We start from the raw sequence: 12,700 nt of genomic DNA, 5'->3' as shown, positions 1-12,700 counted from the left end.
AACTTAGAGGGTAATTTTCTGATCTTCCGGACGGATGATCTTGGTGCGCATCACAGTCTCGTTGAGACTGAGCTGACGATCCAGTTCCTGAGCCTGCTCAGGAGTAGCGTTGAAGCTCACGACGGCATAGATTGCCTCGTTTTTCTTCTGGATCTCATAGGCAAGACGACGACGACCCCATACATCGAGTTCGTCAACGGTTCCGCCATCCTTGATCACATTGTCAAGGTATTTACGCAAAGTTGGTTCAACGGTACGCTCGTCGAGTTCTGGATCGAGCATCACCATTAGTTCATATGCACGCATGCGAACCCACCTCCTCTGGACTGGTGGTCACGGGATTTCCGTAACAGGAGGTTCTTAGTGCGAGCATCCCGACCCATCTGGAGTCAGGACGCAACCTCGCCATTATAGCGGAGAACCGGTAGAAACTAAACTCGGAAAGCCAGCACGATACGCTTGGGATACAGCACGTGACGGAGTCGTGAACTTTGGTTAGCTACCCCAGCAGCGCTTGACACTGACATGCTGCGCTGTGTGAAATAGGGCGACCAGTGGGTACTACGAGGCTGGTTCCGAGTCAGTCGTGAATATTGGTCGAACACGGCGAGGCGAACAGGAGCATGTGACTAAGCACATCGATAAGGGACCGGCCTTCTATCAGCAATCACTGATTGGTCCAGGAGCAGTCTATGCGTCGTAACACTCCCCCACCGCTGCGGCAGTTCTTTCACCGTCCCGTCACCACCGTCGCTGCGGCAATAGCATTCCTGTTGGTTGCAGGGTGTGCTGGCCCTACAAAGCAGGAGCCAGTCATGGATGCGGTCGGACACCGCGATGTCGTCGTCGATTTCGTCGTTGACACCACCGAGCAACTCGAGCTCGACGGATGGGAAGCGAGGCACGGCACCGCGAACTCAGAACGCTGCACGATGGACAACGGCACTAATGGTGCAGCGTATAAGTTCAATCTGTCGGCAGACTCCGGGACAGACCATGAGGAGAATGCTCGACGGATCGTCGACTACTGGGATTCCCTCGGCATGGACACCCGCGTGGGCGACCACGGCGGCTACCCCGTGGTGTACGGCACGGGCGGTCCGGTCCAACGCGCGACCTTTGACACCATGGCGGCCGGCGACACCTACCGTGTGGTTGCGGTGTCGCACTGTGCGCCGGGTGATACCGCGAAACTCAAAACCGAGTTTGACGAACAACGCAAGGATGGCGAGCGGTTCCCGGGAGATGAGTACGTGCCGGAAGAAAACATTTCCGACAAGTACCGCTAATCGGCTCGAGGGTGCGAGACCTGCTCGTTATCGCCCCTCGAGTTGTGCTTGCTATCCCCTAGCCAGCTGCCGCTGCGCCATCCTTTTTGATGGTGATCTGCCAGGAGGCGTCGCCGGTTTCTCGGAAGTCTGTGACTTCGTGACCGTCGTCGACCGCCCACTGCGGGATGGTTTCGGTACCTTGCGTGCAATCGAAATCGATGACTAAGTGCTGTCCGGATTCCAGACTGGCCATGGCATCTTTGGCCTCGAGGAGCGGGAACGGGCAGACCGCGCCCAGCGAGTCCAGCGCATAGTATCCGTTGCCTAGATGCTGCGCTTTGTGGTCAATTGCGGATTGTAGTGTCACCAGTCCGGTGGCCACCTGCATGCCACCAAAGGCTGGTGCCTGGGTCGCAGTGTTGCCCAATGGCATCGATTCTCCGGTGGTATTCACTGAGTTGTGGATGCTATCGTTGGTTGTGTAGGTCTGGGGTGTGGCGGCGGGCTTGGTGCGGGCTGGTTTCAACCAGAATTTGGCGCCCACGCCGATGCCCACGGCAATGAATAGCAGCGCGACCCATCCTTGGAAGCTGAACAGGCTGGTCTGGACCATGCCGTTGCCCACGGTGCAGCCGCCTGCTAACGAGGCGCCAACGCCCATCATTGAACCGCCGCCGATGGAGCGTACGGCTGTGGTGGAATCTGGCATGCGGATGCGGAATTCACCGGTGGCTTTGGCTGCGATAAAGGCTCCCACAAGCAGCCCGAGAACCAGCAGCACGCCCCAGTCGACGAATGATTCATCTCCGGTGACACCGTACTGCAAGGTGTTGGCGGTGGGGCCGGTGATACCCAGGCCGCTGTTGCGTCCGGCAGCCGCCGACAGTGGCCAAGCAATCACACCGATGACCCCGATGAGGGCACCGGCGGTGTACATCGGCAGCGGGCGCTTCCAGCGGGGCTGGTTACCCAATCGAGCAACCTGTGGGCGTTTGGCGTCTTGAGCGCGGAAGTGCCGGACCAGCAAGGCGGTGCCGATCGCTAAAGCGATTGCGAACCACCAGGGTGAGATACCGAAAAGTTCCGGGATGGTCGTTAGGCCGGTGTCCCAACTTTTCATCCACGCGTTGAAGTCAGAGAGCGCGCCGTTTCGCATGGCTGCCGCTGACAGTGCGTACATGGCCAGGGCGATCCAGGATCCCACGAGTCCTTCGGCTGAGCGGTACCACGTGCCCGAAGCACAACCGCCAGCCAAGATGATCCCCAGCCCGAACACGAACCCACCGACGATCACGGCGGCGGGTGCAAACGTGGTGTTCTCCGGTGAGATGACCCCGGTAGAGGTAAGCGCGGCTATCCCTACGGCATGGACGGCGATGACGATAAGCAACGCCACAAAAGTTCGCCAGGAATTTGCCAGGAAAATATCGCGAATCATGCCGGTGACGCAGAAGCGGCCACGCTGCATGACCACGCCGAGTACTACACCGATCAATAAACCAGTAAGAATCATGAAATCCCAGTCTCACGGAAGGCTCTGTTCGGTCTACGATTCGACCGAATGATGAGAAATTTGAGTTCCTAGCAGCCTAGGTCGCTCGTGATGGAGCGCAACTGAACGGGACATGAATCTTCATACGACGTCATAGGCGTCATAAAAGCCGACCGTGATGGACCGGTACGCGGGCCCTCACGGTCGGCTTATGACGGGATGCGGTTTAGTGCTCCTCGAGTAACTCCGTGACCAGTGCTGCGATTCGGCTGCGCTCGGACCGGGTCAAGGTCACGTGACTAAACAGCGGGTTGCCCTTGAGGATCTCGACGACCGCGCCGACACCGTCGTGGCGTCCGACCCGGAGGTTGTCGCGCTGGGCGACGTCGTGGGTCAGGACAATCTTGGAGTTCTGGCCCATGCGGGACATCACCGTCAACAGGACGTTTTTCTCTAACGACTGTGCTTCGTCGACGATGACCCAGGCATCGTGCAGGCTGCGCCCTCTGATGTGGGTCAGGGGGAGTACCTCGAGCAGGTTGCGGGATTTGATTTCGGCCAGGACGTTCTCGCTGACTAACGCTCCCAGGGTGTCATACACGGCCTGTCCCCAGGGATTCATCTTTTCTTCCTCGGTGCCGGGCAGGTAACCGAGCTCCTGACCGCCCACCGCGTAGAGCGGACGGAACACGATGATCTTTTTATGCTCGCGACGTTCCAATACGGCTTCGAGTCCTGCACATAGTGCGAGCGCCGACTTCCCCGTTCCGGCGCGCCCACCCAGCGAGACGATGCCGATCTCGCGGTCTAACAGCATATCGATGGCTAAGCGTTGCTCGGCAGAGCGGCCGTGTAAACCAAAGACATCGCGGTTTGCTCGGACCACTTCCACGTATTTGTGTGAGGTCGCATCTATCTTGACTCGACCCAGGGCTGAGCTGTGTCCCGATGAGATGACAAGCCCGGTGTTGGTTGGTAATTCGGTGGCGTCCTCGATATCGATGTGTTCGCCGTCGTAGAGCTGGGCGATTTGTTCTTCGGTCGCATCGATTTCGGCGATCCCGGTCCATCCGGAGTCTGCGACCCATTCGTTGCGGTATTCATCGGCGTCCAGGCCCATGGCAGAGGCTTTGACGCGCATCGGCAGATCTTTGGAGACCACGGTGATCGCGCGGCCTTCATCGGCGAAGTTTTTGGCGACCGCCAGGATGCGGGAGTCATTATCGCCTTGCCGGAAGCCGGCGGGTAGGACGTTTTCGGTGATGTGGTTGAGTTCGACCAGCAGGTGGCCACCCTCGTCGTTGAGGGGGACCGGTTGGTTCAGGGTGCCGTGCCGGACGCGAAGTTCGTCGAGCAGACGGAGGGCGGAGCGGGCGTAGTACCCGAGTTCCGCGTCGTGGCGTTTCTTTTCCAGTTCGGAGATGACAACGATCGGGATGATCACTTCGTGTTCGGCAAAGCGCAACGGGGCTTTGGGATCCGACAGGAGGACGGAAGTGTCGATCACATACGATTTTTGTGCCACTTCAGAAGCCACCGCAGATTCGAGTTCTGCACTCAAAGCATTTGGGGTATGTAACGAGGCCACAGTTTCTCCAAACCGAGACGGCTGCGGCATAAGCGGGCCGGCAGCCAGTCCTCATAACGAGTCGCGGATAGGGTGTCGGTCGATCCCAGGCCGTGCGGGCGGCGATGGGACCGTACCGGCCCCTTCGGTCGCTTCGCATCAACGTGTGGGCCTTCCGGTCAATGTTCTGACACTTCTCAATCTAGGGGGTGCCGGGGGAGCAGGGAATAGCTTGTACCTAACTGTGCGGTTACGTTTTGGTAAACAGTTGGCCTGCCATAATGTGGCGGTCTATCACACGGGGTAGCTTCGCCACAAAGAATCAACGATCAAATTCACGGCGATGCTCTAAATGAGCGCCCAGACAACTAGACAGTCTTCACAAACCTCGTAGACCCTGCGCAAACGCTATGGCCACTACAGCCCAAGCTCTTTGACGAGTACCTCGTGAGCTACCGTCGGACCGTGATCATGTCGGGCTTCGTGAGCAGCGCGAATGTCTTCTTGATCCTCAAGTGCTTGGATCGCCCGGTCGAAGAATTCCGGGGACACTACTACGGCTCGTCGATTCGCACCCCGTGAAGTGATCTCTACGGGTTCACGCTGAGCGGCGGCAATATAGTCGCTTTGGTTGTTCCGGAATTCCGATAGGCTTACAGAGATCATAGACTTAGTGTACTTGTACAAGTTGTACACCCAGGGAGTCGCTATGAGCGGACGTGTTCCCGATAGAGTAGTCCTAGCGCCGGTGAACTTCCAAACTTGGCAGTATCTGACGTTTCTGCATTGGTCCTATGAGCCCTCGGTTGTTCAGGCATTAGTGCCCGAGGAACTGACCGTTCAGCAATGGAACAGTCGAACGTGGGTGGGGATCACGCCGTTTCAGATGGCGCGGGTTCGCGGACCTTTCCGCGTGCCAATCCCGGGGTGGGACGCATTCCCCGAGCTGAACGTGCGGGCGTATGTGCGCACCGATGACGGACGCGATGGGATCTGGTTTCTGGGTATGGTCGTCCCGAAAATATCGTTTGTCGCAGCTGCCAGGAGTGTGGGGCTACCGTATGAGCGCTCTGCTGCGACGGTGTCGGTCGGCGCTGCGTCGTGGGCATACCGATTCGGCACACCGAATCCGTTCAAGTTGTTGCCCGAGGACGATTGGTTCGGCGCGACGGTCACAGTGGGGGAGCCGTTGGCTGCATCCGACCGAACCGAACTGGTTGACAGTGTCACGGGCCGGTGGACGGCGTTTCATCGGCGAGCGCGTCAGCTGTGGGGGACTCCGGTGTCTCACGAGCCGTGGCCGCTGCGCGCTGCAACAGCCTCGGGGCACTTCACTGAGCCACTACGCTGGGTTGGCCTGCCAGAACCGGATAACAAACCGCTGGTACATGCAGCGTCGATAGTACACACGCGGCTCGGCGTGCCTCGTCGGGTATGACTCGATCAGCTCGCAGGTGTTTGGCGACGATGTAACCCCACGCCAACAGCTATCCCGGCGGAAATTAATAAGGCAATCCACCAACCGTGCAGCATCAAGTAGAGACAAATGATCGCCACAGCAGCCTGACCATACTCGCTGCCGGCCCCGAGCAGGTATGGGATGCTGTGACTCCCCACCGCGAGCACTGGAACACCCACCACACTCCAGACGATGAGCCAGGTCAGCGCGGGACGAAGGGTCAGTCCTTTGCGTCGTCGCCGCCAGCTATAACCGACCAGCACCAGCGCGCTGATCAGCGTCAGCCCAACAGGGATGACCGCCATTCCGATCGCGATGAGGTCGTCTTGGATGAGCGTCATACGGTGTACGACCGCACTCAAGACGAGACTGCCACTGGCGATGAGCGCGCCCATGACCACGCTCATCCCATGGCTCTGCTCGGGAGCTAACCCGTCCTGGGGTTCACCTCGTTGGTCCGGCCGTTGGCGCCATCGCAGTTTTCGTCGCGGGCCAGCTGCTCCACCCGGATGTGGGACGTGTTGTGGCTGCTGCGGTAAATAGGACACAGTCAGCGGCGGGAGTCTTGGTAAAACGCGACCGCAAGTTTCGCTAAGTGCTCGGGGTCTTGTGCGCCACACATTTCGCGTACCGAGTGCATCGAGAGCAACCCAATGCCGGCGTCAATGGTTTCCATGCCCAGCCGGGTCGCCGAGATCGGGCCGATAGTTGAGCCCGATGGTTGCGTGTTTTTTGACACGAAGACCTGATGGGGGACACCGGCCTGATCCGCCCAACCAACGAACTTCGCGGCCCCGTGGCCATCCGACAGATAACGCTGGGTCGCGTTGACCTTCAAGATCGGGCCCGCATTGGGCAGCGGGTAGTGTTGCGGATCGTGACGCTCTGGATAGTTCGGATGTACCAGGTGCCCGCCGTCGGCCGAGAGCATGATGGAGTGCGAGATCATCGTCTGGTGCTGCGTCGCGGGGACGTTCAGGGAATCCAGGATGCGTCCCAGCATTTCTCCTAACAGGGGACCGCCGGCGCCCGTGCGGGTTTCGGAGCCAACTTCTTCGTGATCGAAGGCCGCTAACACGGTGATGTGCTCCGATTCAGACTCGAGCAGCGCCCGCAGTCCGGCGTGCACGGAGACTAAGTTGTCCAGGCGCGGTGCGGCAAAGAAGTCATTGTCGACCCCGATGGTTGCGGGTGCTTGGGTATCAGTGAGCACCAGATCAAAACCTTGCACCGCTTCTGGCTCCACGTCAGCATGTTTGGCGATTTCCGCGAGGATGTTCGTCTCGTCCCCCACGCCCACGATCGGGACCAGGTGTTGCTGGCGGTCGAGCTTGAGCCCGTCGTTGACGCTGCGGTCCAGGTGAATCGCGAGCTGGGGGATCCGCGCCATGGCCGGGGTACGCACCAGATGCTGCTCGTCTGCCGTGATGAGTCGTCCGGCGAATCCTAAATCGCGATCCAGCCAGGAGTTCACCAGGACGCCCCCGTAGACTTCGACGCCGACGCGGGCGTAACCGACCGAGGTGTTATCGGGCAGCGGCTTGACCCGGAAGGTAGGGGAGTCGGTGTGGGCTCCGACGATGTGGAACGTTGGGTACTCGGTGACCTGTTCGGGGATCTTCCACGCGATGACCGCACCGTCGCGGACCAGCACATAACCACCGGGTTCGCTGGGCCAGGGGCCGGGTGCATCGTCGAGGACGGTGAAACCGGCTTCGGCTGCGCGCTGGGCGACCTGAGCGGTCACATGATAGGGCGAGGGGGCGGTGTGGATGAATTCGGCGAGGTCATCAAGGTATTGCGTCATGCTTCGAGTCTATGTCGCGCGATAGGTCAGGGGGAGCTGTGTCACGCCGGCGCAATACGAATCGATCTGCGGCGCCATCAAATTCTGCCCCACCCGGGTCGTCGATGGGTACCTGTGGGTGGGCGGCTTTGGCCAGGCTGTTGCGGACCGGGTCACCGCCGGGGTCATACATGTCGAGGACGACTCGCATCATCAAATAGATGAGCATAACCACGTGCCCGGCCACCGCGGCAAGGTAGAGGTTTTCGTCGAGTTGGTGTTGGGATTCGTACTCGGAACCCAGGCTGGCCAGGTAGCCCCAGATCGCCCAGAAGTGCAGCAGCTCGATGACCGAGAAGATCAAGAAATCCCGCCAGTTAGGCAGGGCCAGTACCAATAGCGGGATCAGCCACAGCACAAACTGCGGCGAGTAGACCTTATTGACCAGTAAAAATGCGGCCACGATCAGAAACATCAGTTGCGCTAGCCGGGGGCGGTGTCGGGTGGTCAGCCCAATGACCGCGATGACGATGCACAGGATGAGGAACGACCAGAAGGCGTAGCCGGACAGTTCTGCACCGGTGATCGTGTCGCCGGTGGCGACCCCGTAGGCGTGCCAGATAGAGGACCAGCCCGGTGGACGGTCGGCCGAGAACTCGTAGAAGACCGCCCAGGCCTCGGGGTTGAACATCATCATCGGCAGGTTGACTAAGAACCACGTCACGGCGGCGGCCGCTGCGGTGACGACCAATGGATAGTAGCGGGCGGTGCGGATCGCGAGCACGGCGATCGCGCCCAGCAGGAATAAAGGAAAGAGCTTCACGGCGACGCCCAGGCCGATGAGCACCCCGGAGATGATGTACCGGTGCTTGGCGAACGCCCACATTGCTCCGACCATCAGGGCGACCGCCCACATGTCCCAGTTGATGAACCCGGCAAAGATGATCCCCGGGGCCACCGCGACCATGGTTGCGTCCCAGTAGCGAATACCGGCGAGTTTGGCCACGAGGAGCACCGTGACAATCCATAGGGCGACCACGGCTAAGAAATTCAGATCGTAGAACACCAGGTTGGGTCCGGCATCGACGCCCAGGGCCTCTACGATGCCGGTCAGCGCGTGGGCCAGCCAGGCCAGGACCGAGGCCACGACCGAAATCAACACCGGATACTCGAATGACCCATCGGGTTGAAATGGCGCCCACGGGTTTTCGGCGAAACCGCGCGAAGTCCACAATCCGGTCCAGTCTGAATAGCATCCGCCCAGATAAACGTCCGGAACACCCCAGCCACCGACCCTGCACGGGGTTTTCAGCAGGACCGCTACCAGGGCTGCCGCGATGGTCAGTAAGACCAGCAGATGTCCCGGGCGCCAAAAGGCTCGAATTCGGCCGGGGAGCGTGTATTTGCCGCGCGGTGCGATGCGGCTGTGTTCAGATTTGGCGAGCTGTTGTCGTGGATCTTCTGCCGTGAGATCATCATGTGCACTCGCCATGAGCAGAAGTCTACCGATCTGAGTGGGAATTACGCATCACGTGGGCGGTGGGTTGGTTGAACTGTCGTACAATACAGTGAGTTAAAAGCCTCAGCCACAGTTTTTCACCGCAAGGAGTTTCGTGCTGTCCAACCAAAAAGTTCGCGTTGCAATCGCCGGTCTGGGCAACTGCGCTACCTCACTGATCGAAGGCGTGGAGTACTACAAAAACGCCTCGGTCGATGACACCGTACCAGGTCTCATGCATGTCCAATTCGGCGACTATCACGTGTCCGACCTGGAATTTGTCACCGCCTTCGACGTCGACGCCAAAAAAGTTGGGCTCGACATCTCCGAAGCGATGCGCGCCTCCGAAAATAACACGATCAAACTCACCGACGTTCCTGAGATCGGTGTGAAGGTGCTGCGCGGACCGACCCTTGATGGGCTGGGCAAATACTATCGAGAAACCATCGAAGAATCCGATGCCGAACCCGTCGATGTCGTCCAGCAGCTCAAAGACGATCAGGTCGATGTGCTCGTCTGCTACCTGCCGGTCGGTTCCGAAGAGGCCGCGAAATTCTACGCCCAGGCTGCGATCGATGCCGGTGTGGCCTTCGTCAACGCGCTGCCCGTCTTCATTGCCTCCGATGAGTGCTGGGCCCAGAAATTTACCGACGCCGGTGTGCCGATCATTGGTGATGACATCAAATCCCAGATCGGGGCAACCATCACCCACCGTGCACTGGCTGCGCTGTTCGAGTCCCGCGGCGTGACTGTGGATCGGACCTACCAGCTCAACGTTGGCGGCAACATGGATTTCAAGAACATGTTGGAACGCGATCGTCTTGAGTCCAAGAAGATCTCTAAGACCCAGGCCGTCACCTCGAACATGAAAGCCGGCATGGCCGACGAGGATGTGCACATCGGACCTTCGGACTACGTGTCCTGGTTGGATGACCGCAAGTGGGCCTTCGTTCGGTTGGAGGGTCGCAACTTTGGCGATGCCCCGGTGTCGCTGGAGTACAAGCTCGAAGTTTGGGATGCTCCGAACTCGGCCGGCGTCATCATCGACGCGATCCGTGCGGCCAAGATCGCTCTGGATCGCAAGGTCGGCGGACCGATCCTGTCTGCTTCCAGCTACTTCATGAAGTCGCCGCCCATCCAGCACCACGATGACCACGCGCATGACCTCGTCGAGGCCTTCATCTCGGGAGACATCGAGCGCTAAAAGACTTCTCTACAAAACGCCACCGATCTATTTCGGTGGCGTTTTTCATTCTCCAAAGAGGCAGTGAACATCAACTACCGTCTCGTAGGAGGTATCTTTGGCATACTCACACCTATGAGCTCAACGTTTTTGCCCTCATCTCCGCTCGAGTCGCTCCAGATGGCCCAGGCGGAAATCGGAAGTGGTCATAACTGCTTCGTCTACGTGCCGGAGCAGCCCCTGGCAGACGAAAAAGCCGACTCACTCCCACTCGCCGGCTTGCCGATCGCCGTCAAGGACGTCATCGACTGCCAGGGCATGCCCACCGCAGCTGGCTCTCGGTTCACTGCGCTGCAACCTCGCAGTGCAAGACTTATCGACCAGCTGGTGGCGGCGGGCGCCTCGGTGGTAGGAAAAACCCAAGCCCACCAGTTCTCGTTTGGCACCACCGGTGATGTCAGTTTCGCCGGAGCGGTACGAAACGCCTGGGATCCTTCGCTCATGGCCGGTGGCTCAAGTGGTGGATCCGCGGTAGCTGTTGCCTTAGGCATCGTGCCCGCAGCCGTGGGGACGGATACGGCAGGCTCCATCCGGATCCCAGCGGCGCTCAACGGCGTCGTGGGGTTCAAACCTACCTACGGGACACTGAGTTCAGAGGGCATATTTCCCCTGTCGCCATCCTTAGATACCCCTGGGTTGGTGGGCCGAGACGTTTCCACGCTTGTCACAGTATGGGAAGCGCTCCACGAGGTCGCAGATGATGCGCAGCGGCCCGTGCGAGCGCACCGGCCATTACGCTTCGGAGTGCTTCCAAGTTCGTCGCTTACTGGGATGGCCTCACGAGTGGAGAGCGGTTTGGTACATACGCTTAAACGTCTCGACGCGAAGTCGAATACTCTGCTGGAAACTCCGCACGTTGATCTTGAGATTCTTCGGCGGCTTTATCTGAGCATCATTGGGTGGGAAGGTTCGATGATCCACGACGGCCTATCTCGGGTCGCTCCTGAGCTGTACGACGATGAGATTCGCCAACGTATCGGAAATCTCTTCGGGGTGACCTTCGAGGACTACCTGACAGCACTGAACGCTGCCCAGCAGCAACGTCATGAACTCTCGGAGCTCTTCCAAGACTACGATGTCTTGGTGAGCCCCACGTTGGCTATCGAAACTCCTGGGATTGGTCAACGTACCGTGCAGGATGATTCGGGCCTGGAGCAGGTGTGGGGAGCGCTCGCTCATTTCACGTCCCCTTGGAATGTGGTCGGGTTTCCCGCGATCACCCTGCCCATCCCGGGCGCGGAACAACCCATCCCAATTGGCCTCCAGCTCATCGGTAAACCAGAGTGCGACACAGCCCTACTCAGCATCGCTGAACAGGTCGAAGCCCTTCTTCGCGGAGAAATCGAGGACTAAAGTTCTTCGGAAATTCGCAGGAAGCACTCTGTTTCTGGCACCGGTCTGCCGCTACACTAACGGCATGACTTATGCGCACATGGGCTCACTGGTGGCTCAACCCGGCAAACGCGATGCTGTTGTGGAAATCCTGACGCGGTTGCGCCCCGAGCTCAGAGATGCAGGGTGCCTGCTCTATGAAGTCGGGACCAAAGATGGCGAACCAGATACCGTCTACGCCATGGAACTATGGGAGACCGCCGAAGCACACCAGGGGTCCCTGCAGCTCCCCGACGTGAAAGCTGCCATCGATGAGGTCGTGCCGATGCTGACCGGACAATTCGAGAGTCAAGACTTTAACGTCGTCGGTTCGCCGCTACGTAGTACGGAAGCCTGAGTGTATTCGGGGGCGTGCGCTATGTTCAGTTCTGATCGGGATACATCTCTTTGATCATCTCGTAGGAATCATTGATCAAAAACCGCAGTATGTCTTCATCGACCTTGTCGAGCTTCGTCAGATAGAGACAGGCTTTACTTGCCTTATGCGGACCTAGCTCCGCTAATTTCTCCGAGTGCTGTTCGGTGAAGTTATTCATCAAGTACACGACCAGGTTCGCTTTCCGCGGGCTAAAACCCGCAGCAGGTGCATCCCCTTCTCGACCTGATTCGTACACGTAGTGATAGCTCCCAAACCCAATGATGCTCGGCCCCCACATCACGGGTTCTTCACCGGTAATATCACGCATGATTTCTACCATGCGTTCGGCATCCGCACGGCGCGTGGCGTTTTCGACCTGGTCGATAAATTCCTCTGGATCGACATCGGTGGGTTGCATTTTATTGGCGGTTTTTGCCACGGCTCTCCTTCAGATTCATTAGCTCTATATAGGCTACGCTCATCATCTTGCCGGCAGAAGAGTGAAGCTATGACTCGCAACTTCGGTTGGCGGAGTGAGTCAATGCTAGTAACCAAGGTGCGTAAAAGCGGGTATGAGATACGAGACGCAAACTCGTCCCAGCGCCATCGGTAGGAGCAACCCACCCTGGGGCTT

At 58.9% G+C, this 12,700-nt stretch carries 13 protein-coding genes; 5 read left to right on the top strand and 8 right to left on the bottom strand.

Features of this window, described 5'->3' with window-relative positions:
- Positions 1 to 3: 3 nt before the first annotated feature.
- A complete protein-coding gene (gene rpsF, locus J2S62_RS00230) occupies positions 4 to 306 on the bottom strand; it encodes a 30S ribosomal protein S6 (RefSeq protein ID WP_310169916.1) in 303 nt (100 codons plus the stop codon).
- A 386-nt stretch (positions 307 to 692) separates the two neighbouring features.
- On the opposite strand from rpsF, the gene J2S62_RS00225 reads away from it, so the two are divergent.
- Complete coding sequence (locus J2S62_RS00225; protein ID WP_310169913.1) at positions 693 to 1,289, top strand: hypothetical protein; 597 nt, start codon at positions 693 to 695, stop codon at positions 1,287 to 1,289.
- Between the two features lie 58 nt (positions 1,290 to 1,347).
- Here the strand turns inward: J2S62_RS00225 and J2S62_RS00220 are convergent, their stop codons facing one another.
- The 3 genes from J2S62_RS00220 to J2S62_RS00210 form a co-directional block, all read right to left on the bottom strand.
- Complete coding sequence (locus J2S62_RS00220) at positions 1,348 to 2,784, bottom strand: YeeE/YedE thiosulfate transporter family protein (protein ID WP_310169911.1); 1,437 nt, start codon at positions 2,782 to 2,784, stop codon at positions 1,348 to 1,350.
- A 205-nt stretch (positions 2,785 to 2,989) separates the two neighbouring features.
- On the bottom strand, positions 2,990 to 4,381 hold the full coding sequence (locus J2S62_RS00215; protein ID WP_407649870.1) for a PhoH family protein: 1,392 nt from the start codon (positions 4,379 to 4,381) through the stop codon (positions 2,990 to 2,992).
- A gap of 366 nt (positions 4,382 to 4,747) precedes the next feature.
- Positions 4,748 to 4,996 (bottom strand): type II toxin-antitoxin system Phd/YefM family antitoxin, encoded by a 249-nt coding sequence (locus tag J2S62_RS00210; protein WP_310169909.1) that lies wholly within the window; start codon positions 4,994 to 4,996, stop codon positions 4,748 to 4,750.
- A 43-nt stretch (positions 4,997 to 5,039) separates the two neighbouring features.
- Here J2S62_RS00210 and J2S62_RS00205 point away from each other — a divergent pair, with 43 nt between their 5' ends.
- The gene (locus J2S62_RS00205; protein WP_310169907.1) at positions 5,040 to 5,768 is read left to right on the top strand and encodes a YqjF family protein; all 729 of its coding nucleotides are present in this window, start codon (positions 5,040 to 5,042) and stop codon (positions 5,766 to 5,768) included.
- A gap of 5 nt (positions 5,769 to 5,773) precedes the next feature.
- On the opposite strand, the gene J2S62_RS00200 is transcribed toward J2S62_RS00205, so the two are convergent.
- Genes J2S62_RS00200 through J2S62_RS00190 form a run of 3 tightly spaced genes read right to left on the bottom strand, consistent with a single transcriptional unit; the run spans position 5,774 to position 9,067 of the window.
- Entirely contained in the window at positions 5,774 to 6,337 is a 564-nt protein-coding gene (locus J2S62_RS00200; protein WP_310169905.1) for a hypothetical protein, read from the bottom strand.
- Between the two features lie 2 nt (positions 6,338 to 6,339).
- Positions 6,340 to 7,596, bottom strand: a complete 1,257-nt coding sequence (locus tag J2S62_RS00195) for a M18 family aminopeptidase (RefSeq protein ID WP_310169903.1) — start codon at positions 7,594 to 7,596, stop codon at positions 6,340 to 6,342.
- The gene (locus tag J2S62_RS00190; RefSeq protein ID WP_310169900.1) at positions 7,580 to 9,067 is read right to left on the bottom strand and encodes a glycosyltransferase family 87 protein; all 1,488 of its coding nucleotides are present in this window, start codon (positions 9,065 to 9,067) and stop codon (positions 7,580 to 7,582) included. Before J2S62_RS00190 ends, J2S62_RS00195 begins: the two co-directional genes overlap by 17 nt.
- 124 nt (positions 9,068 to 9,191) lie before the next feature.
- On the opposite strand from J2S62_RS00190, the gene J2S62_RS00185 reads away from it, so the two are divergent.
- From J2S62_RS00185 to J2S62_RS00175, 3 genes are all read left to right on the top strand, one after another.
- The gene (locus J2S62_RS00185; protein WP_310175667.1) at positions 9,192 to 10,277 is read left to right on the top strand and encodes an inositol-3-phosphate synthase; all 1,086 of its coding nucleotides are present in this window, start codon (positions 9,192 to 9,194) and stop codon (positions 10,275 to 10,277) included.
- A 114-nt stretch (positions 10,278 to 10,391) separates the two neighbouring features.
- Positions 10,392 to 11,669, top strand: a complete 1,278-nt coding sequence (locus J2S62_RS00180; RefSeq protein ID WP_310169897.1) for an amidase — start codon at positions 10,392 to 10,394, stop codon at positions 11,667 to 11,669.
- Between the two features lie 64 nt (positions 11,670 to 11,733).
- Entirely contained in the window at positions 11,734 to 12,045 is a 312-nt protein-coding gene (locus J2S62_RS00175) for a putative quinol monooxygenase (protein WP_310169895.1), read from the top strand.
- A 25-nt stretch (positions 12,046 to 12,070) separates the two neighbouring features.
- Here J2S62_RS00175 and J2S62_RS00170 read toward each other — a convergent pair whose 3' ends face one another.
- Entirely contained in the window at positions 12,071 to 12,505 is a 435-nt protein-coding gene (locus J2S62_RS00170; protein ID WP_310169893.1) for a DUF1801 domain-containing protein, read from the bottom strand.
- Positions 12,506 to 12,700 lie beyond the last annotated feature (195 nt).

Source organism: Enteractinococcus fodinae (genome assembly GCF_031458395.1).
Taxonomy (GTDB): Bacteria; Actinomycetota; Actinomycetes; order Actinomycetales; family Micrococcaceae; genus Yaniella; species Yaniella fodinae.
This window is presented reverse-complemented; position numbering and strand designations above follow the sequence as displayed.

Coding starts and splice junctions, on each gene's coding strand:
- rpsF (WP_310169916.1), bottom strand. CDS start 306: ATGCGTGCATATGAACTAATGGTGATGCTCGATCCAGAACTCGACGAG.
- J2S62_RS00225 (WP_310169913.1), top strand. CDS start 693: ATGCGTCGTAACACTCCCCCACCGCTGCGGCAGTTCTTTCACCGTCCC.
- J2S62_RS00220 (WP_310169911.1), bottom strand. CDS start 2,784: ATGATTCTTACTGGTTTATTGATCGGTGTAGTACTCGGCGTGGTCATG.
- J2S62_RS00215 (WP_407649870.1), bottom strand. CDS start 4,381: ATGCCGCAGCCGTCTCGGTTTGGAGAAACTGTGGCCTCGTTACATACC.
- J2S62_RS00210 (WP_310169909.1), bottom strand. CDS start 4,996: ATGATCTCTGTAAGCCTATCGGAATTCCGGAACAACCAAAGCGACTAT.
- J2S62_RS00205 (WP_310169907.1), top strand. CDS start 5,040: ATGAGCGGACGTGTTCCCGATAGAGTAGTCCTAGCGCCGGTGAACTTC.
- J2S62_RS00195 (WP_310169903.1), bottom strand. CDS start 7,596: ATGACGCAATACCTTGATGACCTCGCCGAATTCATCCACACCGCCCCC.
- J2S62_RS00190 (WP_310169900.1), bottom strand. CDS start 9,067: ATGGCGAGTGCACATGATGATCTCACGGCAGAAGATCCACGACAACAG.
- J2S62_RS00180 (WP_310169897.1), top strand. CDS start 10,392: ATGAGCTCAACGTTTTTGCCCTCATCTCCGCTCGAGTCGCTCCAGATG.
- J2S62_RS00175 (WP_310169895.1), top strand. CDS start 11,734: ATGACTTATGCGCACATGGGCTCACTGGTGGCTCAACCCGGCAAACGC.